At 40.8% G+C, this 23,035-nt stretch carries 21 protein-coding genes; 13 read left to right on the forward strand and 8 right to left on the reverse strand.

Translation table 11 applies throughout. The features are described 5' to 3' along the window. Positions 1–103 precede the first annotated feature (103 nt). The 3 genes from sspA to crcB are packed head-to-tail and all read left to right on the forward strand — an operon-like array spanning position 104 to position 1,604. Entirely contained in the window at positions 104–736 is a 633-nt protein-coding gene (gene sspA / locus RHO15_04770) for a stringent starvation protein SspA (GenBank protein ID WVD64829.1), read from the forward strand. Between the two features lie 3 nt (positions 737–739). Next, positions 740–1,180 carry a ClpXP protease specificity-enhancing factor gene (locus tag RHO15_04775; protein WVD64830.1) on the forward strand — a complete coding sequence of 147 codons (441 nt, stop codon included), beginning with the start codon at positions 740–742 and terminating at the stop codon, positions 1,178–1,180. Positions 1,181–1,208: 28 nt separating this feature from the next. Continuing rightward, positions 1,209–1,604 carry a fluoride efflux transporter CrcB gene (crcB, locus tag RHO15_04780; GenBank protein WVD64831.1) on the forward strand — a complete coding sequence of 132 codons (396 nt, stop codon included), beginning with the start codon at positions 1,209–1,211 and terminating at the stop codon, positions 1,602–1,604. A gap of 72 nt (positions 1,605–1,676) precedes the next feature. Here crcB and pepT read toward each other — a convergent pair whose 3' ends face one another. From pepT to RHO15_04795, 3 genes are all read right to left on the reverse strand, one after another. Further along, complete coding sequence (gene pepT, locus RHO15_04785; protein ID WVD64832.1) at positions 1,677–2,912, reverse strand: peptidase T; 1,236 nt, start codon at positions 2,910–2,912, stop codon at positions 1,677–1,679. A gap of 15 nt (positions 2,913–2,927) precedes the next feature. Continuing rightward, a complete protein-coding gene (locus RHO15_04790) occupies positions 2,928–4,481 on the reverse strand; it encodes an AbgT family transporter (protein ID WVD64833.1) in 1,554 nt (517 codons plus the stop codon). Positions 4,482–4,779: 298 nt separating this feature from the next. Then, positions 4,780–6,741, reverse strand: coding sequence for an exoribonuclease II (locus RHO15_04795; protein WVD64834.1), 1,962 nt, complete (start codon positions 6,739–6,741; stop codon positions 4,780–4,782). Positions 6,742–7,009: 268 nt separating this feature from the next. Here RHO15_04795 and RHO15_04800 point away from each other — a divergent pair, with 268 nt between their 5' ends. The 4 genes from RHO15_04800 (at position 7,010) to dgt (ending at position 11,120) form a co-directional block, all read left to right on the forward strand. Further along, positions 7,010–7,867, forward strand: coding sequence for an SDR family oxidoreductase (locus RHO15_04800; protein WVD64835.1), 858 nt, complete (start codon positions 7,010–7,012; stop codon positions 7,865–7,867). Positions 7,868–7,990: 123 nt separating this feature from the next. Next, entirely contained in the window at positions 7,991–8,491 is a 501-nt protein-coding gene (purE, locus tag RHO15_04805; protein ID WVD64836.1) for a 5-(carboxyamino)imidazole ribonucleotide mutase, read from the forward strand. Between the two features lie 39 nt (positions 8,492–8,530). Further along, entirely contained in the window at positions 8,531–9,598 is a 1,068-nt protein-coding gene (purK, locus tag RHO15_04810; GenBank protein WVD64837.1) for a 5-(carboxyamino)imidazole ribonucleotide synthase, read from the forward strand. A 22-nt stretch (positions 9,599–9,620) separates the two neighbouring features. Next, on the forward strand, positions 9,621–11,120 hold the full coding sequence (gene dgt, locus RHO15_04815) for a dGTPase (protein WVD64838.1): 1,500 nt from the start codon (positions 9,621–9,623) through the stop codon (positions 11,118–11,120). Between the two features lie 122 nt (positions 11,121–11,242). Here the strand turns inward: dgt and RHO15_04820 are convergent, their stop codons facing one another. From RHO15_04820 to RHO15_04830, 3 genes are read right to left on the reverse strand one after another with little or no spacing between them, the layout of a single operon-like run. Beyond that, the gene (locus RHO15_04820) at positions 11,243–11,644 is read right to left on the reverse strand and encodes a YchJ family protein (protein WVD64839.1); all 402 of its coding nucleotides are present in this window, start codon (positions 11,642–11,644) and stop codon (positions 11,243–11,245) included. A gap of 5 nt (positions 11,645–11,649) precedes the next feature. After that, positions 11,650–12,549 (reverse strand): lysine exporter LysO family protein, encoded by a 900-nt coding sequence (locus RHO15_04825; protein ID WVD64840.1) that lies wholly within the window; start codon positions 12,547–12,549, stop codon positions 11,650–11,652. A gap of 20 nt (positions 12,550–12,569) precedes the next feature. After that, positions 12,570–13,490, reverse strand: coding sequence for a VirK/YbjX family protein (locus RHO15_04830; GenBank protein WVD64841.1), 921 nt, complete (start codon positions 13,488–13,490; stop codon positions 12,570–12,572). A gap of 221 nt (positions 13,491–13,711) precedes the next feature. On the opposite strand from RHO15_04830, the gene clpS reads away from it, so the two are divergent. Both clpS and clpA read left to right on the forward strand, forming a co-directional pair. Then, positions 13,712–14,029: an ATP-dependent Clp protease adapter ClpS gene (gene clpS / locus RHO15_04835; protein WVD64842.1), complete on the forward strand. Its 318-nt coding sequence runs from the start codon at positions 13,712–13,714 to the stop codon at positions 14,027–14,029. Continuing rightward, on the forward strand, positions 14,029–16,254 hold the full coding sequence (clpA, locus tag RHO15_04840; protein ID WVD64974.1) for an ATP-dependent Clp protease ATP-binding subunit ClpA: 2,226 nt from the start codon (positions 14,029–14,031) through the stop codon (positions 16,252–16,254). The genes clpS and clpA overlap by 1 nt, the downstream gene beginning before the upstream one ends. A gap of 120 nt (positions 16,255–16,374) precedes the next feature. Here clpA and ubiG read toward each other — a convergent pair whose 3' ends face one another. Further along, complete coding sequence (gene ubiG / locus RHO15_04845; GenBank protein ID WVD64843.1) at positions 16,375–17,091, reverse strand: bifunctional 2-polyprenyl-6-hydroxyphenol methylase/3-demethylubiquinol 3-O-methyltransferase UbiG; 717 nt, start codon at positions 17,089–17,091, stop codon at positions 16,375–16,377. Positions 17,092–17,109: 18 nt separating this feature from the next. Further along, the gene (locus RHO15_04850; protein WVD64844.1) at positions 17,110–17,730 is read right to left on the reverse strand and encodes a CoA pyrophosphatase; all 621 of its coding nucleotides are present in this window, start codon (positions 17,728–17,730) and stop codon (positions 17,110–17,112) included. A gap of 149 nt (positions 17,731–17,879) precedes the next feature. Here RHO15_04850 and cra point away from each other — a divergent pair, with 149 nt between their 5' ends. From cra to fruA, 4 genes are all read left to right on the forward strand, one after another. After that, positions 17,880–18,902, forward strand: a complete 1,023-nt coding sequence (gene cra / locus RHO15_04855; GenBank protein WVD64845.1) for a catabolite repressor/activator — start codon at positions 17,880–17,882, stop codon at positions 18,900–18,902. A gap of 219 nt (positions 18,903–19,121) precedes the next feature. Beyond that, entirely contained in the window at positions 19,122–20,333 is a 1,212-nt protein-coding gene (gene fruB / locus RHO15_04860) for a fused PTS fructose transporter subunit IIA/HPr protein (GenBank protein ID WVD64846.1), read from the forward strand. A 1-nt stretch (position 20,334) separates the two neighbouring features. After that, positions 20,335–21,273, forward strand: a complete 939-nt coding sequence (gene fruK / locus RHO15_04865; GenBank protein ID WVD64847.1) for a 1-phosphofructokinase — start codon at positions 20,335–20,337, stop codon at positions 21,271–21,273. A 14-nt stretch (positions 21,274–21,287) separates the two neighbouring features. Continuing rightward, complete coding sequence (fruA, locus tag RHO15_04870; GenBank protein WVD64848.1) at positions 21,288–22,973, forward strand: PTS fructose transporter subunit IIBC; 1,686 nt, start codon at positions 21,288–21,290, stop codon at positions 22,971–22,973. Positions 22,974–23,035 lie beyond the last annotated feature (62 nt).

The raw sequence follows: 23,035 nt of genomic DNA on the forward strand, positions 1-23,035 counted from the left end.
AAAAGTTATTTCATTTAGGCGAGATTTTTTACAAATTTGTTTATCAATTTGCTAAAATAGCCAGTATCGTTAATTATCTAGTTGATATTATATTGGAGTAGGTATGGCTGTTGCTGTTAATAAACGTTCTGTTATGACGCTTTTTTCAGATACGAGTAGTATATATAGTCACCAGATTCGCTTAGTGCTAGCAGAAAAAGGTGTCACAGTTGAGGTCGAGCTAGTCGAACCCAATAACTTACCACAAGAGTTACTTGATCTAAATCCATATGGAACCATTCCAACGTTGATTGATCGCGACTTAACTTTGTTTGAGCCACATATCGCATTAGAATATCTAGATGAACGTTTTCCTCATCCCCCACTTATGCCTGTTTATCCCATTGCCAGAGCGCAGGCTCGTTTAGTGATGTTTCGTGTTCGTCGTGAATGGTACACAGCTTATGAAACGATTATTAAAGCACCCAACTCACCTGAAGCTGCCAATGCACGCAAAACATTACAGGACGATTTAACCGCTATCTCTGCGCTGTTTAAAGAGAAACCTTATTTTATGAGCGAGGATTTTAGCCTAAATGATTGTTATATGGCACCGCTTTTATGGCGTTTACCATTGCTTGATTTGACTTTACCTAAAGTGGCTGAGAAAAATCTACTGCCTTATATGGCGCGTTTATTTGAACGTCATTCATTTATTGAATCGTTAACTGATGATGAGAAAAAAATAAGGGCATAGTAGATGGAATTTTCTGAAGAAAAGTTATTACCAAGACGACCTTACTTATTTCGTGCTTTTTATGACTGGATTTTAGATAATGAATTAACACCTTTGGTCGTGGTTGATGCGACAAAAGAGGGGGTTGATGTCCCGGCTGAATACATTGCGGATGATAAAATCGTTCTGAATATTGCTCCTCACTCAGTGGGTCAATATTTGATGAATAATGATGGTATCACTTTTAGCGCGAGATTTAATGGGGTTTTGCGGCAAATTAATGTGCCGATGGCCGCTATTGAAGCTATCTATGCGCGAGAAAATAGCGCAGGATTAGGTTTTGCGCCAGAGCCGCAATATGAAACCCAGTCGAATACCCCATCGGCTGCATCAGCGGAATCGTTACCCGCAGAAAAGAAAAAGACTGAGAAGACCGCTGGCCCAACATTTAGGGTCGTGAAATAGGTCGTGATAATCGATAAAAAAGTTTTGCATGGATGATGTTGGAGTAAAAATAAAAATGATATTGATTATGGTTGCTTTGGGTGGCGCCGTCGGCTCTATTTTACGCTACCTCACCTCAGTTTGGGCAGTGCAGTACCTTGGCAGTGCTTTTCCCTATGGCACGTTGATCGTCAATGTTATCGGCTCATTTTTTATTGGTTTAGTGCTAGCTATGTTAGAAACCAATATACTGGTTTCACCTCATTGGAGGCCGCTAATTATGGTCGGTATCTTAGGCGGTTTTACCACTTTTTCTTCATTCTCTTTAGATACGTTAAATCTATTAATCCAGGCGCAATATCTTAAAGCAGGATTATATCTATTGTTAAATGTCGTATTAGGATTAATTGCCGTTTCAATTGGTTATTTTATGTTGAAACATTAAGTTTGATGTTCGTCTTTGTGAAACCGTGATAGCGAATAATCTATCACGGTTTTTTATTGCCCATGAGAAGGTCTATTTTATGACTAAACGACCAGCCAGCTGGCAGATTTTTTCGGTCACAAGATAGCTTTTGAGAAAAGATTGCATCGGTAAAAACTCAAAACAGGAGTGAAAATTATGCGCGCCGGTAAAGTAGTTTGGCGTGAAAATACCACGAGTTGATAGTGCTGAGCCATCAGTCCCGCCTCGCATTGCGATGACTTTAGGTTCAATCGCTAAGGTTTTCATGGCGCTGAAAATCAGTTCTATGGCGGTTTTATCTTCACTTAATGCATCATGGATATTGCTGTAAACATCGACAATTTGATAACTGATTTTTGCCTTTGGATATTGTTCCTGTACTTTTTTTACCGCTTCACCAATGGCCTGTTTGCGAGCGAGATAACTATTTTTATCAAAGTCTCGGATTGACATCTTGATATTAGCACTATCGGCATTAGCTTGTAGCTGGGTAAAGTAGAAATAGCCCTCACGAAGTTCAGTATGTTCCGGCGTATCGTGTTTATCAAAACAACTGATAAAATCATGCATCACCTGGATTGGGTTGACTAAAACATTTTTTGCTGACATCGGATGCGCGGTTACCCCTTTAATATGAATAGCGGCGGAAGCGGCATTAAATGTTTCATACACTATTTCACCTAACTGGCAGCAATCAATCGTGTAAGCAAAATCAACTGGGAATCGATTTAAATCCATCAATTTGGCACCACGTAAACCGATCTCTTCATCAGGGACAAAAGCGATATAGATATCGCCAAATTCAGTGGGATTTGCTATTAATCTTGCCATCAATGTCATGATGACACTAATCGCGGCTTTATTGTCTGCGCCAAGCACACTGGTACCATCACTAACAATAATCTCATCACCTTGATAGGGGAAAATTTCAGGATGTTCGGAAACCTTAAGCCAGATATCTTGTGCGGGATTTAAACAGAGATCTTGGCCGGTAAAGTGCAATACTTGTGGTTTGATGCTGGCAGATAATCCGACATCAACCGTATCAAGATGAGCTACAAAGCCGATTGTGGGCGCTTGTGTTTTTTGACCTTTAAAATGGGCGGTCAGCACACTATGCTCATCGATATAAATATCGTTTAAGCCGATTTCAGTGAGCTCACTGGCGAGTTGTGTGGCTAATTTTCGTTGCCCTGTAGTACTTGGCACCTGTGTCGCTGCCGCATCACTTTGTGAGGCGATACTCACGTATCGAAAGAAACGCTCGGTTAACTGTTTACTGATCATTTTTCGGCTCCTCTTCTATTTTATCATGCCAGGAATATAGCTATAACGACTATCAAAACCCAATGGAATATCGAACCACCAATAAAAATAGAGCATCGCTGACAGGGCGATTAACAGACCGATTGTATAGGGAATCATCATCGAGCATAAGGTGCCGATACCGGCTTTTTCACAGTATTTATTACAATAAGATAAAATCAGTGGATAGAACGCAAACATCGGTGTACAGACATTCACTGCTGAATCACTAATCCTAAAAGCGGCCTGTGTTAGCTCTGGTGAGATACCGACTGACATTAACATCGGTATTAAGACCGGTGCCATAATAGCCCATTTAGAGGTGGCAGAGGTGATAATTAAATTGATGACAGCTGTGAGTAAAATGACGCCAAGAATGGTCAATCCCGAAGGCATATGTAAGGTTTTTAGTAGTTCGGCTCCTGAGAGTGAGAGCAGGGCGCCTAAGTTTGATTTATCAAAAGAGTATAAAAACTGTGCGGCAAAGAAACTGAAGACTAAAAAAGAGATTAATGCGGTGAGGACTTTTTCCATCGAGCGAGTAACATCTTTTGATGATTTAAAGGTGCCAGAAAGTATACCGTAGACCAGTCCCGGGACAGCAAAAAAGATGAACAGTAGTGGTACAATCGCTTTCATTATGGGTGCCTCTGAACTGGTCAGACTGCCATTTGGCGCACGAAAGGGGGAGCTGTCGGGATAAAGTAATACAATCAATAAAACAATCAACCCAATGATAGAAAAACCGGCCCAGGTAAAACCTTTGGCCTCTGCTGGGCTGATTGTCTGCATATTTTCAGCGATATCGATGGTACGATGGGTATCGATCGGACAAGTTTTATTGAGCCAGGGTTCGACAATTTTTTCGGTGATAAACCAACATACCCCAATCACCAGAAATGTACTACCAAAGCTGAGAAAATAGTTACAGAGTACATTGACCGTATAATTCGAATCGATAATCTGGGCAGCATTTTGCGTAAAACTTTGCATGATCGGATCAATTTTTGAAGGAGTATAACTGGCGGAAAAGCCACCGGCAAGCCCAGCAAATGCGGTAGCGATGCCCGCTAAAGGATGACGACCGTTAAGATAGAAGATAAGTGCTGAAACCGGCATAATGATGACGTAAGCCGAATCGGAGACCACATGGGCAAATATCCCGACAAAGGCAACAGTTGGCGTCAACATTTTCGGGGAAATTAATTTAAGCATCTTCTTCAGTGCGGTTTTAATAAAACCACTACCTTCAGCAATACCTATCCCTAAAGTGGCGACCAATGTGATGCCTAACGGCGGAAAGTTAATAAAATTATGTACCATCATGGTTAAAAACTGAATAATTTGCTGATAACCAAACATATTGATGACTTCAATACGCTGTGAGGTTCTTGGATTGATATAATCAAACTCAATAAAAGAGAGTAAAAAAGAGAGTAGCCAACAAATGATTAATGCATATAAAAATAATATCGTAATATTGGGCATTGCATTACCAATACGCTCGATTCGATTGAGAAATCCGCGCGGTTTATTTATTGTATGGTCCATATTTTAGTCCATTTTTGATGAGCGAGATCTAGATAATAATTTATTGTTAAATAAAGAGAAAGAGTAGATTAAAAATAATATTAACTTCTGGGTATGATCGCTAGAAGACTTATTTTAGGTTATGCTAATTATTCAGATGAGCGATGCGTTTAGGTAAGCCAAGGTTAAGTAGAATAGGCATCAGTTTTGCGAATAAGTGACTCAATGTTATTGTTAAGCTGAATAAGATATCCAGATAGCAGTGAACGGCTAAGACCGTTCACTGTATTTTAACAGATAGATATGACAGATACTGGGGCTATTCTGGTATCACTGGCATTGGTGCGGCTGCCTGATATTTGACAATAATCGCATTGTTGTCCATTTTAACTTCATGCAGCGTGACATTGATTTTATCTGCGATACGAAAGGCTTCTAGCTGATTAATTTTCATCAGCCCATCTTCAGGGATGCTTTCAACCGCGCTACGTTCTTGATGAATCAGTGACATTGGCAAAAAGGCTACCGCGCCTATTTCACATAATCGGACTTTTGCGCCACCTTTATTGATATCAAATACCTCGGCAGTAAAGCCTTGGCCTAAACGATCTTTGAGATATTGACTGTAGAGATATTTAGCCAGTTCTCTTTCAGCTAAACGTAAGCGTTTTCTGCGTTCATTGATACCTTTGAGTACTGATTCGCAAGGCTTAATGACGGGTTGTTTATAGATAATACCCTTTAATAAACGATGGTTCAGCATATCACTATATTTTCTTAATGGCGAAGTCCAGGTCGTATAAAGCGCCAGACCTAAGCCATAGTGCGGCGCTGCTTCTAAGACAAAATCGGCCGCCGTCTGATAACGTAAAATCCGCGATTCAATATAGGGTTTATCGGCGATCTGTTTACGTAGCGCTTTGTAGCCTTCAAAAGTGGCTAAGCGGATTTTATCAAACTCAGTGATATCATATTTATTCAATAATTTGACGATCATGTCTAAATGTTTGCTATCAAAACCAGCATGAACATTAAAGACAGCCATACCAATATGCTGCTGCAAGTAATAGGCCAGTGCCTGATTGACTAAAATCATCGCTTCTTCAATCATTTGATGACCGATGCGACGATTGTCTTGCACAATATCGATGACCTGACGTTGGCTATCAAGTATAAATCGGTACTCTTCTCTGTCTTTAAATAGCAGTGAGTTTATTTTTCGCCACTCGATTCGACACAAACACAGTTGATGCAGTAAATGAAGCTGCTTGTCGATGATCTGATTATCCGGTTGGCAGGATTGATTACCCTCGAGATAATCAGACACAGCGGTATAATCTAGTTTGGCTTTTGAACTAATCCAGGCGGTTGAGAAATCGGCTTGCGAAACCGGATTACCTTGCTCATCAATTGTCACACGGCAGATAACCGCAGCGCGCTTCTCATTTAATTTTAATGAGCAGTGATCATCACTCATTTCGGGCGGTAACATGGGTACATTAAATTCAGGTAAGTAGGTGGTAAATAATCTCTGGCTAGCCACTTTATCAAGATCTTGTTGCTGAGAGAGATAAGCGGTCGGATCCGCTATCGCTACGGTTAGGACAAATTGCCCTGCTTCATTTTGTTCGACGCAGATAGCATCATCAATATCCTGTGTCTCTTTATTATCAATAGAGAAGAAGGGTAAATTACAAAGATCTTGACGCAGATACTGTTCCTGTTCACTCAGCTGTAGATCAATGTCTAAGATAGGTGCACTCACCTCAAGCTGGTAGTGACTTAAGGTGGTTAACCAAGGAGCCAGCGGATCATTGGCGGTGGCAATAAAATCAGTAATCTCGGCCAGAAAAGCGGTTTGTCCATTTTGTAATGGCCGTGCAACCAGTTTGGCACTGACCCAATCACCGGTTGCCAGTGTTTCTTGAATATGCGGACTTACCTGACATTTTATCGGATGGATTATATGATGATATTTGGCATACACAACCAGCTGTTTGGTCTGGCACTCGACACGGCCAACAAATTGATTAACCGCACTTTCAATCACTTTTTCAGGTTCAAATTGTTCTTTATCGCCATTAATTTGAATTGTGCCTTCAACAATATCGCCATTCAACAATTTTCGCATCTGTGCGACCGGTATAAAGTAGCTTTTCTTATTATCTAACACTAAAAAGCCGTAGCCTTTTTCATGTGCTTTTACCATCCCTTGAATACGAGGCGTCTCTTTTTGTAACTGCTGTTTGAGTTGGGCAAGTAGTGAATTATTCTGAAACATAATGATCTAGTATGGTTTTTTACAATTAATAGGCTAAGTTTAGCATATTTTATCTTAATCGTTATAAATATTAATGATTTATGTTAATGAATTATGTTGAATTTTGGCTGGAAATCATGGTGAAAGCATGCTTTTTAACAATTTTTGCGCATTTTTGTTGATTATCAAAATGTTAACATGAATAAAAATAGCATTAGTCATCGTCGGGTTTTTTATGGTAAAAAGAGGATATCATTTTCATTAACTCATTTAATTTATTGAGGTTTATATGCATAATAATTGGTTAGCACTCGAGTCTGATGTTTGTGTTATTACTGGTGCCGTGGGGGGAATGGGCACCGAGATTGCACGTGAATTTGCCAAGCAAAAAGCCCGCTTAGTCTTGATCGATCTTGATAAAGAAAAATGCCAACAATTTGCCCAAGCATTAAACGACGAATTTGGTATTCAGGCTATTGGTATCGGTTGCAATACGACTTTGGAAATAGAGGTCGATGCGGCTGTTGCAAAGGTAAAAGAGACGTTTGGGCGCTGTGATGTTTTAGTCAATACCGCCGCTATTTTACGTTTTTGTCCATTAGAAGATTTGCCGCTTGAAGAGTGGAATCAAACCATTAATGTTAATATGACAGGCTATTTTTTAATGTCGCAACGTTTTGGTCGTTTAATGATAACCCAACAATCAGGGCGCATGGTACATATTGCCACCGTTGCCGCTCATACCCCAGAAACTTATAGTGGTGCTTATAGTGCAACCAAAGCCGCCATCGCGATGCTATCTAAACAAATCGCCGCTGAATGGGGACAATTTGGTATTCGTAGTAATGCGATCTGTCCCTGCTTTGTGAAAACGCCCTTATCCAAAAAATTCTATGAAGATAAAGCGGTAGAGCAGGGTCGAACACGGATGATCGCCAGTCGCCGGATTGGTGAAACAAAGGATATCGCCAATGCCGTTCTCTATCTTGCTAGTAAACGTGCTGATTATACAAATGGTAGTGAGCTGGTGGTTGATGGTGGCTATGAAGTGATGTTAGGTGACTTGGTTCCTCGTCCGGGGGGCCGTCGTCAATTTGCGATTGAGCAACACACTGCAGCGCAATTAGCAAAAACGAATAAACAATAGTCGTCTCTCTGTCTAAATTTAGGTCTATAAATTAAAGGGGAAAGTTATGTCCCCTTTTTTATTCATTTCAAGCTGATTATTCTTTATAATGATAAGCCTCTACGCTTAAGCTGAGTCTATTTTATGTGCAATATTCGCCCCAAAGTCGCGATAGTGATGGGATCGCAAAGTGATTGGTCAACCATGCAACATGCTGCCGACGTGCTTACCGCCTTATCAATTGATTATCATATTGAGATCGTTTCTGCCCATCGAACACCGGATAAATTATTTTCATTTGCTGAACAAGCCAAGCATCATGGTATTGAGATTATTATTGCCGGTGCTGGCGGCGCCGCTCATTTACCGGGCATGTTAGCGGCTAAAACCTTAGTCCCTGTTTTAGGGGTGCCGATACAAAGTGCGGCTTTAAGTGGTGTGGATAGTTTATATTCTATCGTGCAGATGCCTAAAGGCATTCCGGTCGGTACTTTAGCGATAGGTAAGGCTGGTGCTGCAAATGCGGCTCTGTTAGCTGCGCAAATTTTAGCTTTACATGACCAACGAATTTTTACTGCTTTACTGCACTGGCGCCAAACACAGACCGAGGAAGTGTTAGCGCATCCTGATCCACGTGAGCTATAAGTCACTTATTTGTCTAATTCCAAAAGGGATATTGATATCATGAAGTCAGTTTATATATTAGGTAATGGTCAATTAGGACGAATGTTACGTCAAGCTGGCGAACCGCTCGGTATCGCGGTCTATCCGATTGGTGTTGATGCTTTACCCGATCAGATATCTTATCAACAATCGGTGATCACCGCTGAAATTGAACGATGGCCTGATACCCCTTTTACGCAAATGTTAGCGACTCATCCCCTGTTTGTGAATCGCGATGTCTTTCCAATTATTGCCGACAGATTAACCCAAAAAGCGTTATTAGATGAACTGTCACTGCCTACGGCAAAATGGTCTGCACTCAATGATGATGCGCAGTGGCCAGCACTATTTCAATCGTTGGGCGATTTACTCATTATCAAGCGCCGAGTAGGGGGATATGATGGTCGCGGACAGTGGCGTTTAGGTAAAGATAAGGCAATTGATTTACCGTTAGAGATATACACTCAGGCGATTGTTGAACAAGCGATTGCTTTTGAGGGTGAAATCTCTTTAGTGGGGGCACGTAACCGACAAGGGCAAACGGTTTTTTATCCGATAACCCACAATTACCACCAAGAGGGGATATTAAAGGCGAGCATCGCCCATCCTTATCTGGCCGATCGTTTTCAGTTACAGGCCGAAAAGAGATTAACAACGATTATGGATCGCCTGAATTATGTCGGTGTTATGGCGATGGAGTGTTTTATTGTTGGCGAATCGTTACTGATTAATGAACTCGCACCCAGAGTACACAATAGTGGCCACTGGACACAAAACGGTGCATCTATCAGCCAGTTTGAACTGCATCTTCGGGCTATTTTAGATATGCCGTTACCTAAACCAGTTGTCTCTTCTTCCTCATTGATGATAAATTTGATCGGTATACCATTAAATTATCAGTGGCTACAGCAACCCTTGGTGCATTTGCACTGGTATGATAAAGCGGTGAGAGCGGGTCGCAAAGTCGGACATCTCAATTTATGTCATCCTGATCCCAACCAGCTTAGTCAGGTATTAATCACACTCCTGCCGCTATTACCCTCACTGAGTCAAGATGTGATACAGTGGGCAAACCGTCGACTGGTTTAAATAAAAGGATTAGATTGTCAGCATGATCAATTTCAACACTAAAATGAGCTATCACCGTCATAATCATAAACAGTCTTCCACTGAACCGAAAGATGAATATGCCATTATCCGCTGTTTTGAAAGTGATCGTGGGCGCATTTTAAATTCGGCGGCTATTCGTCGTTTGCAACAAAAAACACAAGTCTTTCCGCTCGAGCGTAATGCGGTGGTCAGAACGCGGTTAACGCACTCTTTAGAAGTACAACAAGTGGGTCGCCATATTGTGAAAGAGGTGTTTCACCGCTTAGCTAATGATCACAAGCTTGAACAGTATGGATTAACCGCCTGGATGACACCGATTGAAAGTGTGATTGAAATGGCCTGTTTAATGCATGATATTGGTAATCCACCTTTTGGACATTTTGGTGAGTCGGCGATTAATCAATGGTTTATGGCGCGTTTTTCCATTGATAAAGCGAGTCATTATGCCGTGCTGGCTTTTGCTGATCAAGATGGCTCACCAGCACAAGATGCGTTACGTAAAAAGATTCGCCATGATCTCTGTCATTTTGAAGGTAATGCGCAAGCGATCCGTTTAGTACATTCATTGTTGAAATTAAATCTGACTTATTCACAAACCGCCTGTATTTTAAAGTATACCCGACCCGCTTACTGGTATGAAGCCATTCCAGACAGTTATCACTATTTGATGAAGAAACCGGGTTACTATCTGTCAGAAGAAGCTTTTGTTACTGAGCTTTATCAGCAGTTAGAGATGCAACCTTTTCATCGTTTCCCATTGACCTATATTATGGAAGCGGCAGATGATATCTCTTACTGTATTGCTGATCTTGAAGATGCGGTTGAGAAACGCATTCTATCCGTTGAACAGCTTTATCAATATTTACAGGAAGCATGGGGTCAACAAACGTCAGGTGATCTGTTTGAGCAGACGGTGAATAAAGCCTATAAAGTTTATAATGAGCTAAAGAGAAATGAGCTATTACCGACCGGTATTGATCAGTTTTTTATGCTACTGAGAGTCAATACCATCGGGCAGTTAGTGCCGCATGCCGCAGAACGTTTTTTAGAAAATATCGACGATATCTATCACGGCAGTTTTAATCAGGCACTCCTTGAAGATCGGGGGAGTGAATATCAGCTATTAAATATGTTTAAAACGGTCGGCTTTAAGTATGTCTTTAATCACGAGTCGGTTGAGAATATTGAGCTACAAGGTTATCGTATTATTTGTGGCTTGCTCGATATCTATAGCCCACTGCTGGATATGTCGACCGCTGACTTTATCCAGTTAGTCGATGAGAATAGCCATAAACGTTACCCTATCGAAACGCGGCTTTTTCATAAGCTATCGGCCAAACATTGTGTCGCTTACCGTCAATCGATTGATGAATATCAGCAAAGTGCTGACTTTGCTATTTGGGAATTCTATTATCGCTGCCGGCTAATTCAGGATTATATCAGTGGTATGACCGATCACTTTGCTTATGATGAGTATCGACGATTTATGGTTGCCGATTGATTGATGATGTTATTATGGAGATTGAGTAGAGAGGTTAACTGCTGAAATACCGTGGTTAACCTGATTTAATCTGACTGGCTAATTTGATAAAACGTATGGTCAGCACGTTTGGTGTTAATCCCTTAGCTGACCTGTCCATCGACATAGAACCAGTGATCACCCTGTTTGATAAAGCGGCTAATTTCATGCATCTTTTCTGCGCGGCCCGAGCTATTTCGATAGCGCGCGGTGAATTCAACATAAGCTTCATCAGCTTTATCGCCTGGCCAGCTTTTTTCTATCTTAAGTTCAATCCATTTAGCCTCATTGAGATATTCAGCCAATTGGTTTGGCAGTGTTTTAGGATGCCAGGTGGCAATCAGATATTTGGCATTTTTTAAAGCATAAGCGCTATAGCGAGAACGCATTAAGGTTTCAGCATCGGGTGCATTTTTTTGCCATAAATGGTAAGGCTGGCAGCACTGGGCATAAGATTGTTGTATGCCACATGGACAGTCGGTATTTTTTTGTATCGATTTGGTCATGATAATTAGTAGTTAAATAGCGTTAATAAAATAGGCACCAGCAGGCTCAATATAAAACCTTGCACAATTGCTGCCGGTACCATAGAGGGGCCACCGCCTTTTTGTAGAATAGGCAGGGTAAAATCCATTGATGTTGCGCCGCAAAGGCCCAAAGCGGTGATGCGATAACGATGAATCAGCGAGGGGATCAGTAACACCGCTATCAGTTCGCGCAATAAATCGTTAAAAAAGGCGATACTACCGATAAGCGGCCCGTGAGTCTCAGTCATTAAAATACCCGACAACGAGTACCAGCCGAAACTCGATGATAGGGCTAAACCATTTTTTAAGGGCATATCAAGTATCAAAGCGGAAAGTATGCCACCTAATAAAGCACTACTACACACAACGGCAGTGGTCATTAAGCCAATCTTGTTAATCAGGATCTGTTTTAAGGTCATGCCATTGCTACGTAATTGAATACCCACAATAAACAGTAAGATAATTAATACAATTTCGCTGACATGGCTCGCATAATGAAAGATGTTAATTGGTATTAAGCCAATTAAAAATCCGCTAATGAGTGCAAGACAAATCTGTAACGACTCTAAGATCATTTTCCATCTTGACGGGAGCTGCTGATTGGTATTGTGTGAACGCCAAGGTAAAAAGATATCGATACAGGCTAAAGCAAAAAAATTCATCCCGAAGGTACAAATAAATACAATCGATGTCGAGTAGATGATCGTTTGAAAATGATTACCCAGATTATCCAGTTGTGCCAAGCTAATCCCCATGACAAAGAGGATGAGATAAACACATAGACTCAATAAAAAATTAATTCTATCTAACCACTTTTTATCTTTCAGTCTGAAAAGATAACCGAGAAAAAAAGGTAACAAAACGATCAGCAATCCCGAGTACATATAGGCTCAATTCCTTTTTATTATTTTGTTAAATTCACTAAATGTTGATGGGTGTCATCGATAAGCTTATCTAATAGCAAATAGCGATTTCGATATTCGGATCTCTTTTTACTTGGAATATCTTCCATCGCTTTACGAACCAGCTTGGCAGGCAGTGAGTAGAAATCATCATCGCTGATTGTTGCTTGTAACGTCTCCCAATAACTATCATAATCGGCCATACGCAACTTATTTTGGCGACGATAACGAAAGTTATTATAAATATGCGTTCGATTGCTCACAGCCAGAATCTGCTCTACCTGCAAAAAGCGTGCGATAACCAAAATAGCTTCAATGGCCATCGTTTTAGGAAAAATACCGTAGCAAGCTTTCGTCGCCTTTTGAATCTGTTCGCGAGCATTTTCTTGATTACTACCTTGCAAACCACCAATGAAAAGCGTCAATTTTTGCTGATGCTTGATGATAGCGAAAGTTAGTGTGGCTAAATTAACCTGTTCATGATTAAACACCGAAAGGGTTAATTCACCTTCACGGCTATATTTATCATTACTTTCCAATGTGATAGTAAACGGCTGTTCATCTTTACCAATAATCTCGGCCAATACGATCGGATTTGCGGCATAAAGATGCTCAACTAATGTTGTTGGTAAAGACGATATAAAATCATAATGTGCACATAACGCGTTGTAGCGTGCTTTACGTGACATATTGCTCGCCAAGTAAGGTCTTTGTAGCTTGGCGGGTAAATTCGTTTGCTGACTTAAAAAGGTTTGAAGTAAAGGATATAGAGCCAACTTTTTTAGCCAAGGCAAGGTTTCAGGATAAGCCAAATAAGAACGGAATAAAAACTTCATTCTGTAGCTGGTTTTTTGCCATAAAGGATTGAGCGGTAATTGACCTGAGACAAGTTGAACTAAAAGTGATTTGGTTTGATTTGGCATTTTCATATATTTGAATTAAATAGGAAACTGTTTTACAGTAGGGTTCTGCGTTTTTATCGTTTTGATTACCAGCGAACAAACGATAGCCCTCATATGTTATTAAACTAAGATTAATTATTGTTTCTTTGATCAAAAAGCTAGTGTAAATCACTGTAACCAATATCGACTCGAGTATATAATAAACAACAAAATTGGCTTGATAGAAGAAAAGATTTGCAATAATGTCATATTATAACATAAAAGATCACTGTGTTAATGAAAAGAAACAAAAACAGTTAACGCCCCCATCAAAATATCTTGTCATTATGCATAATGATGATTATACAACAATGGATTTTGTGATTGAGGTTTTACAACGATTTTTTAGTCATGATGAGGCAAAAGCAACCGAAATTATGCTGGCAATACATCATCATGGTATTGGAGTTTGTGGTTTTTATACAGCTGAAATAGCTGAAATGAAAGTGATTAAGGTCACCCAATATGCTCGGGAACACCAGTTTCCATTACGCTGTACCATGGAGAAAGTTTTGGAATGATTATAAATAAAGATTTACAGTTAGTGATTAATCAAGCCTTTAGTGATGCTCAATCCTTTGGTTATGAGTATTTAACTATCGAACAGCTATTAATGGCCCTATTAAAAGATAAAACCGTCATTAATGTGTTATCGGCTTTACATCTGGATTTTGAAGCGATTATCGATGATTTGATCGTTTATATTGAACAAAATATTACCTACCTCAGTGATAACGAATCTATGACTGAGCCAACGATGGCTTTTCAGCAGGTGATTCAGCGCGCCGCCCTTCATATTGAGTCCGTCCAAAAAGAAGAGATAACCAGTTTGGATGTCTTGGTTTCAATTTTAAGCCAAAATGAATCTTATGCCTGCTATATCCTTAATCAACATAATATTGACAGGCTTGAGGTGATCGACTTTATTTCTCATCATTATATGTCGACAGAAAATAGGCAGCCGCAACACGATGCATCACAACAAGCTGAATTGACCGCTTTAGAACGTTATACGACCAATTTGAATGCGATCGCTAAACAAGGTGGGATTGATCCGTTAATTGGACGAGAGCTGGATATTGAAAGAGTGATGCAAGTTTTGTGTCGCCGGCGTAAGAATAATTCAATTTTAGTCGGTGAAGCCGGCGTCGGTAAAACGGCCATTGTTGAAGGATTAGCCTGGCTGATTGAGCGAAATAAAGTACCGCATATTTTAAAAGATGCGGTCATTTACTCATTTGATATGAGCGCCTTAATCGCAGGGACAACTTATCGGGGCGATTTTGAAAAACGATTTAATGAATTAGTGACAGAATTAGAGCAGCAGCCCAATAGTATTTTGTTTATCGATGAAATTCATATGATTATTGGTGCTGGCGCAACGGGTGAGAGTAAAGTGGATACGGCTAATTTGTTTAAGCCGTTACTCTCTTCAGGACGAATTCGAGTAATAGGTTCAACCACTTATCAGGAGTTTAGCCGAATCTTTGAAAAGGATCATGCGTTAGCCCGACGATTCCAAAAAATTGATATCCTTGAACCCTCGGTTGAAGATACGATTAAGATTTTAGCGGGTTTAAAAAGTTATTATGAAAAGTATCATCAGATCCATTATACCGATAAAGCGCTACGTAGTGCCGTTGAGCTGTCGGTTAAATATATCAATGATCGGTTTTTACCCGATAAAGCCATCGATTTAATTGATGAAGCTGGCGCAAAAAATGCACTTTTACCGAAACGAAGTCGAAAAAAGATCATTCATGAGAGTGATATTGAAACGATTGTCGCCAAAATTGCCCGAGTGCCTGAAAATAACGTCTCGACTAATGATAAAACACGCTTACAACATCTGCATACTGAATTAAAATCGGTGGTTTTTGGGCAAGATAAAGCGATTGATGTATTAAGTGATGCCATTATTTTAAATCGCGCTGGACTTGGCCGTGAACATAAACCGGTAGGTTCATTTTTATTTGCCGGGCCGACTGGTGTCGGTAAAACTGAAATTACCCAGCAACTCGCCAAAATGCTGGGTATCAAATTATTACGCTTTGATATGTCTGAATATAAAGAGGCTCATACCGTGAGTCGTTTAATTGGTTCACCACCCGGTTATGTCGGTTTTGAGCAGGGCGGACTATTAACTGATGCGGTGATTAAACATCCTTATTCGGTATTACTATTGGATGAGATAGAGAAGGCTCATCCCGATATCTTCAACTTATTATTACAGATTATGGATAATGGTTCATTGACCGATAGCAATGGTCGTAAAGCAGACTTTCGAAATGTGATTGTGGTGATGACAACCAATGCCGGGGTTCAGGAGACGGTGCGTAAGAGTATTGGTTTTAATCAGCAAGACAATAGTACTGATGCAATGCAGGAGATTAACCGTTTATTTAGTCCGGAATTTCGTAATCGACTGGATAATATTGTTTGGTTTGCGCATTTAACACCAGAAATTACCGCGAATATCGTCAATAAATTCATTCATGAGCTCGCAGAGCAACTTAATGCTAAGCAGGTTCAGCTTGAGGTAAGTAAATCGGCACGGGCTTGGCTTGCTGAGAAGGGCTATGATAAAGCCATGGGCGCAAGGCCGATGGCGCGAGTCATTCATGAAAATATTAAAAAACCGATTGCGCATGAACTGCTATTTGGCGCTTTACGGCATGGTGGTTTGGTTAAAGTGGATCTTAAGAAGAAACAGTTGGTGTTAGATTATAAACTGGCGGTGCATTAAGAGACTAAAAAGATCTTTTGCTCTGAATGAACAGAGAGCCCGGCACTGGACTAGGCTCTTTTCATCTGTTTCAGCTAGCTTGATTATTTTAAGACAAAACAGCTGTTTTTTTCTGTCGGACTACTTTTTTGTCGCCAGAGCAATATAGTTCACATCGATGTTGCGCCCTAAGGTAAACTTATTGCCAAGTAGATGATACTCCATACCAATAAAGGCTTGTGTCGCTAGTCCGGCTTGCTCTATCCAGCCCATTAATTCGGACGGTCGGATAAACTTATTAAAATCATGGGTGCCTTTGGGGACAATTCGCGCAATATATTCTGCCCCAATAATCAGCATTAAACGGGATTTATGATTACGATTGATGGTCGATAAGAAGAGCTTACCCTGCGGTTTGAGTAATTTAGCGCAGCTATCAATGATAGAGTGTGGATCTGGCACGTGTTCTAACATCTCCATACAAGTAATCACATCATAACGCTGTGATGTTTGGGCTAGGTGCTGCTCAATCGATTCGAGTCGATAATCAATCGTCAGATGCTGCGCTTGTGCGTGTGTTTTGGCTATATTCAAAGAGAGTTCGGCCATATCGATGGCTGTAGTTGTTGCACCTAATTTGGCTAAACTTTCAGTAAGAATACCGCCACCACAACCGACATCTAATACCGATTTACCCATTAAATCACCAGTTTGACTTAAAATATATTCAACCCGCAGGGGATTAATTGTGTGTAATGGCTTGAATTTACCATTAGGATCCCACCACTCAGACGCCATTGCCGAGAATTTATCGATCTCAGATTGATCGACATTAAGGGGCTTTGGGTTATTTAACATGTTCAATCCTTTTTGATTTTATATTGCATTGAATAAACTTAAACAAGATACGATAATTTGTGCCGTCAGTCCCCATATCACATGATGTTGATATGGGTAAAGATAGACTTCATGTGATGACCTTTGTTGCCACTCGGTATCACGATTTTTTAATAGTTCTAATGGAAAATTCCCGGCGGGCTTTGTTGCAACCAACATATCTGCCTTAATGGGTGGGTTTGCCATAAACCAGCTAATTGGGACAGTAAAAATAGATTCTACCTCTTGCTGATTGATCTTTATATGTTCCGGATGCACGATTTCACCAATGACCGGATAAATCTCTAAACCTAGTACGGTAAAAAATGGCGGTAGCTCATAATATATTTTAATATCTTGCGCGCCTAAGCCTAACTCTTCTTGCGTCTCTCGTAGGGCCGTAAAATGGGTTGAGGTATCTGTCAATTCAACTTTACCACCAGGAAAACAGATATCGCCAGGTTGCCATTTTAAATGTGCTGCTCTGACTTCAAAAAGAAAGCTTATTCCGGCCTCTGTTTCAACTAACGGGATGAATACCGCAGCTTGGCGTAATGGATGAAAATCAGGTCTATTATTTTGGGTTTGCAAATGCTTGATAATTTGCGACTTCGTTAGCATAAGTATTTATATTGCAGATATCAATTTATTCATCCCAACATTATGCGGGTAGTCCCGAATAAAAACAATATTGATTGTTTTTTATTATTTATACTAATATGGTCTGATTTTATCGATGAAAATGCCTAATTGAGTACGGAATTAATAATATGAAACTTGAGGAAATAGCTCGTTTAGCCGGGGTTTCAAGAACGACTGCCAGCTATGTAATTAATGGTAAAGCCAAACAGTATCGGGTGAGCGATAAGACTATTGAGAAGGTTTTAGCCGTTGTGAAACAACATCAGTTTCAGCCTAATGCTATCGCAGCAGGTTTAAGAGCGGGACGTACATCATCACTGGGATTGGTGATCCCCGATCTCGAAAATTTGAGTTATACCCGCATTGCCAATTATCTTGAGAGATTTGCTCGCGAACAGGGCTATCAGTTACTGATCTCTTGTTCAGAAGATCAACCAGAACTTGAAATTCAATGCATACGTCATTTACAGCAGCGCCGGGTTGATGCGGTTATTGTCTCTTCTTCGTTTTCTGAGGCTGATGAGTTCTATCTTAACTGGGATAATCGAGCGTTACCCATTTTTGCCCTCGACCGTTCTATTGATCCGGCCCGTTTTTGTACGATAACCGGTTCTGATTTTTATGACGCAAAAATGCTCGCGGAAGCTTTCGAACAACATGCTGGTAGCAAAGTGGTCTATATGGGCGCTTTATCTGAATTACCCATCAGTGGATTGCGAGAACATGGGTTTAAAACCGTGATGAGTGAGGATAACCGAGATATTCATCTCTTATATGCGGACAGCTTTACCCGTCAAGATGCGGAAAAGACGTTTACCGATTGGTTGAATCGAAGTCCATTACCCAATCCAATACCGAATGCGATTTTTGTGACGTCGTTTACCTTATTACAAGGGATTATAGATGCGATTCTAAAACGGCTCGGCTATTTACCCAATGATCTATTGATTGCCACTTTCGGTGATAATGAATTACTGGATTTTTTACCGTGCCCCATTATTAGTGTGACACAACAACATAAAGAGATTGCCCATCAAACATTAAGCAGGGTACTCAACTGTCTGGAAAGTCATCAATACCAAGCAAATCTGACCATTATTAATCGAACATTGATTTATCGTGGTGGTCTGCGCCGTGAACGGCTGAGATAATATTTCTGGTGTAATACACTCGGTCAATAATCAGCAAAATGTGAGTTATATCCCAATATTCTGAGCTTTTTTGAAAAGAAATTTGCCTATCTGAAAATTTATTGTCATTATTTTGCTGAAACGATTCAACTTTGATAATATAGGCTGAAAATATCTAAATCTGGTTTGTTTATTATTATTTAGCTGAATTGAAGTAGCTCATGAGAAGAAGAGGTTAAAATGTTTGAATTAGTCGCAAAAGATGTTCATATGAATCAAAGCGCGCAGGATAAAACTCAGGCAATTAAAAGTATTGCTCAAGCTTTGGTTGAAGCAGGTTTTGTGGAAGAGGGATATGGCGAAGGTATGTTGCAGCGTGAACAGCAGGCGGCAACCTATTTGGATAACGGTATTGCAATTCCTCACGGAACCACCACGACGCGTTATTTAGTGAAAAAGACCGGTGTGCAAGTCTTTCACTTTCCTCAGGGCGTGAAATGGGGCGATGAAGATCAATTAGCTTATGTTGCGATCGGTATTGCGGCAAGTTCGGATGAGCATCTTGAACTATTACGTCAGCTCACTCGCGTATTGGGCGATGATGATGTTGAAGACAGATTAAAACAGGTCAAATCAGCCGATGATATCGTGGCTATTTTAACCGGTAAATCAGAGGCAGCCTCTGATGAGATTATTGTTGACACTTCACTGATGATGCTTGATATTCCCGCCGATAGCTTACAGACTTTACAGGCACTTAATGCTTCGCGATTACAGAAAATAGCTGCAGTCAACACGGCTTTTTTAACTTCAGTGATTGAGCATCAGCCAAGCTATTTAGGTGAGGGGATTTGGCTTAGTGACAGCGCACAAGGCAATCTGAAAAATGCGGTTGCTATTAGTCGTCCAACAAATGCCCTAACTGAACAAGATAAACCGGTTAATCTGTTAATGACAATTTCGTCAGTCAATGACGCATTTTCGCCGATTATCGACAAGCTTGCACAGTTACTTTTTAATCGTCAGGCAAAAACCTTATTAAATGCTGGTGCGCAAACGTTAGCGCAGTTTTTTGATGTGAATGTATCCTTACCACCGTCAACATTAGAATCAGCGCCTTCATCTACACCTGTTGAAGCGGATGTCGCGTCAGTTGAGGATACGCAAGAGGGTTTCAGTCGAGAGCTGACTGTACTCAATCCACACGGCTTACATACTCGTCCAAGTTCTGTGTTGATTAAGGTAATTAAGGCATTTAAGAGTACGGTTAAAGTGACTAATTTAAGTGGTTCAAATAAGCCCGTGAATGCCGCAAGTCTAATTAAAGTAGTAGCGTTAGGCGCTAAAAAAGGCGATCGCTTGCTGTTTACCGCCGAAGGTCCAGATGCTCAGCAAGTTTTAGATGCGATTGAAAAAGCAATGGCTGAAGGATTGGGCGAAGGAGTCGAATAAAATGCGTTATAAAGTTGCGACAATTACGTTAAATCCTGCTTATGATCTGGTTGGTTTCTGCCCCAAAGTGGCCTTGGGTGATGTTAATTTAGTCAATACCACGGGTTTACATGCGGCGGGAAAAGGTATCAATGTCGCTAAAGTTCTGAGGGATTTGGGGCTAGACATTACTGTTAGTGGTTTTTTAGGTAAAGAAAATGATGATGGTTTCGTTCAGCTTTTTGAACAGTTAAAGATTGATAATCAATTTCAAACAGTAGCAGGACGAACGCGTATCAATGTGAAAATCACAGAAGAGACCGGTGATGTGACTGATTTGAATTTCTCTGGTTTTTCTATCACAGAGCAGAATTGGCAACAATTTGCCAAGGATTCTCTGGTTTGGCTGAAAGATTTTGATATGATTGCGGTGAGTGGTAGTTTACCAGCAGGTATCGAACTCGATGCTTTTACAGCCTGGATGAGCCAGCTGACTAAACAGTGTCCGCGGGTTGTTTTTGATAGTAGTCGCGATGCATTGATTGCAGGCTTAAAAGCATCACCGTGGTTAATTAAGCCCAATGATAAAGAGTTGGAAATGTGGTCAGGCAAGTCATTAACCACACTAGATGATATTACTAATGTGGCTCAACAGCTGGTTGCACAAGGAATCGCAAATGTTGTCGTTTCTTTAGGTAGTAAAGGTGCATTATGGGTGACAAAAGATCACGTCTGGTTAGCAAAACCGCCTGTTTGTAAAGTGGTTAGTACTGTTGGTGCGGGCGATTCAATGGTTGCAGGTCTGATGTATGGACTGTTAGGACAAAAAACGATTGACGAAACCTTCCGTTTAGCCTCGGCAGTAGCCGCATTATCGGTTAGTCAAAGTAATGTGGGTGTACCAGATAAAAATGCATTGTCAGCGATGATCGATAATATTGAATTAACGGCGATTAAGTAAGTTTAGGTGAGAAGATGAAAATATTTTTAGTGGAAGATTCGAGTGTTGGTCCAATTAATACTCGATTAGCGCAAGCAGAATTAAAGTTAGCTGCAACCCAGCTACATTGGCAAATTGTTGACACACTGGTTGAGTCAGATTTTGCTGTCGTTGCCGGAAATAATATTCCAGCTGATACCGCTTTGGTTGGACGAAAAGTGGCTTTGGTCTCTGTTGCTGAGGTTTTTACTGATCCAATCTCAGCATTAAGTCTGGCTGAGAAGAATGCGGTTGTGTATGAGAAAGTCACTGATACTGCATCAGTGCCAGCCGTATCCGGTATAAAACGTATTGTTGCCGTGACGGCTTGCCCTACGGGAGTTGCTCATACGTTTATGGCCGCAGAAGCGATTGAAGAAGAAGCCAAAAAACGTGGCTGGTGGTGTAAAGTTGAAACGCGTGGCTCTGTTGGTGTGGGTAACGAAATTACACCAGAAGAGATTGCTGCGGCTGATTTAGTCTTTGTAGCGGCAGATATCGATGTCGATTTGAATAAATTCGCCGGTAAGCTGATGTATCGTACTAAGACTGGACCCGCGTTAAAGAAAACAGCGCAAGAGTTTGATCAGGCATTTGCACAGGCAAGCATTTATCAACCGCAATCAAAAAGTAGTTCACAAAACAGTGGCACTCAGGAGAAAAAAGGTGTGTATAAACATCTTCTGACTGGCGTGTCTTATATGCTACCGATGGTTGTGGCAGGTGGTTTGATTATCGCCCTTGCTTTTGCTTTTGGTCATTTTGCACTCGATGCAAATGGTGTACAAACCTTAATTGGTGAGCCGCATTTAGCTGAAATTGGTGGATTAGCGTTTTCATTAATGGTGCCATTATTAGCGGGATATATTGCTTATTCGATAGCGGATAGACCCGGTTTAACACCTGGCTTGGTAGGCGGTATGATTGCCGTGTCGATTGGTGCCGGTTTTCTAGGTGGTATTGCTGCGGGTTATTTAGCCGGTTACTTAGCCTTATTATTAACGCGTCGAGTGCCGTTACCGCAAAGCTTAGAAGCGCTTAAGCCAATCCTTATCATTCCCTTGTTTGCAACATTGATAACCGGTTTAGCGATGCAGTTTATTATCGGTTCACCGATCGCCTGGCTCATGACGAATTTAAGTGAGTGGCTAAGTACGATGAATACCTCTAATGCGATAATATTAGGTATGGTACTTGGTGGCATGATGTGTACCGATATGGGCGGACCGATTAATAAGGTTGCCTATGCATTTGGTGTGGGTTTACTCAGTGATCATCAGTACGCGCCAATGGCGGCTGTGATGGCCGGCGGTATGGTACCACCGTTAGCAATGAGTCTGGCGACTTTTATTGCTAAAAATAAATTCGCTAAAAGTGAACAAGAGAGTGGTAAAGCTGCATTTGTGCTTGGTTTGTGCTTTATCTCGGAAGGTGCCATTCCATTTGCTGCGCGAGATCCATTAAGAGTGTTACCAAGTTGTATCATTGGTGGTGCGATTACGGGCGGTATGGCTTTAGCCTTTGGCTCACAATTAATGACGCCACATGGTGGATTGTTTGCGCTAGCTATTCCAGGTGTGGTAAAACCGGTTTTAGGTTACCTCTTATCAATTATTGTCGGTTCGGTGGTTGCCGGTGTTATTTATGCAATAATCAAACGACCTGAAGAAGTGAAAGCCTAAGCATCTTTATGGATATTGCAAATGAACAAAGAGCGTCTGACTGACGCTCTTTTTTATGATAA

Source organism: Orbaceae bacterium lpD01, assembly GCA_036251705.1.
In the GTDB taxonomy this organism is placed as follows: domain Bacteria; phylum Pseudomonadota; class Gammaproteobacteria; order Enterobacterales; family Orbaceae; genus Utexia; species Utexia brackfieldae.

Coding starts and splice junctions, on each gene's coding strand:
- sspA (WVD64829.1), top strand. CDS start 104: ATGGCTGTTGCTGTTAATAAACGTTCTGTTATGACGCTTTTTTCAGAT.
- RHO15_04775 (WVD64830.1), top strand. CDS start 740: ATGGAATTTTCTGAAGAAAAGTTATTACCAAGACGACCTTACTTATTT.
- crcB (WVD64831.1), top strand. CDS start 1,209: ATGGATGATGTTGGAGTAAAAATAAAAATGATATTGATTATGGTTGCT.
- pepT (WVD64832.1), bottom strand. CDS start 2,912: ATGATCAGTAAACAGTTAACCGAGCGTTTCTTTCGATACGTGAGTATC.
- RHO15_04790 (WVD64833.1), bottom strand. CDS start 4,481: ATGGACCATACAATAAATAAACCGCGCGGATTTCTCAATCGAATCGAG.
- RHO15_04795 (WVD64834.1), bottom strand. CDS start 6,741: ATGTTTCAGAATAATTCACTACTTGCCCAACTCAAACAGCAGTTACAA.
- RHO15_04800 (WVD64835.1), top strand. CDS start 7,010: ATGCATAATAATTGGTTAGCACTCGAGTCTGATGTTTGTGTTATTACT.
- purE (WVD64836.1), top strand. CDS start 7,991: ATGTGCAATATTCGCCCCAAAGTCGCGATAGTGATGGGATCGCAAAGT.
- purK (WVD64837.1), top strand. CDS start 8,531: ATGAAGTCAGTTTATATATTAGGTAATGGTCAATTAGGACGAATGTTA.
- dgt (WVD64838.1), top strand. CDS start 9,621: ATGATCAATTTCAACACTAAAATGAGCTATCACCGTCATAATCATAAA.
- RHO15_04820 (WVD64839.1), bottom strand. CDS start 11,644: ATGACCAAATCGATACAAAAAAATACCGACTGTCCATGTGGCATACAA.
- RHO15_04825 (WVD64840.1), bottom strand. CDS start 12,549: ATGTACTCGGGATTGCTGATCGTTTTGTTACCTTTTTTTCTCGGTTAT.
- RHO15_04830 (WVD64841.1), bottom strand. CDS start 13,490: ATGCCAAATCAAACCAAATCACTTTTAGTTCAACTTGTCTCAGGTCAA.
- clpS (WVD64842.1), top strand. CDS start 13,712: ATGTCATATTATAACATAAAAGATCACTGTGTTAATGAAAAGAAACAA.
- ubiG (WVD64843.1), bottom strand. CDS start 17,091: ATGTTAAATAACCCAAAGCCCCTTAATGTCGATCAATCTGAGATCGAT.
- RHO15_04850 (WVD64844.1), bottom strand. CDS start 17,730: ATGCTAACGAAGTCGCAAATTATCAAGCATTTGCAAACCCAAAATAAT.
- cra (WVD64845.1), top strand. CDS start 17,880: ATGAAACTTGAGGAAATAGCTCGTTTAGCCGGGGTTTCAAGAACGACT.
- fruB (WVD64846.1), top strand. CDS start 19,122: ATGTTTGAATTAGTCGCAAAAGATGTTCATATGAATCAAAGCGCGCAG.
- fruK (WVD64847.1), top strand. CDS start 20,335: ATGCGTTATAAAGTTGCGACAATTACGTTAAATCCTGCTTATGATCTG.
- fruA (WVD64848.1), top strand. CDS start 21,288: ATGAAAATATTTTTAGTGGAAGATTCGAGTGTTGGTCCAATTAATACT.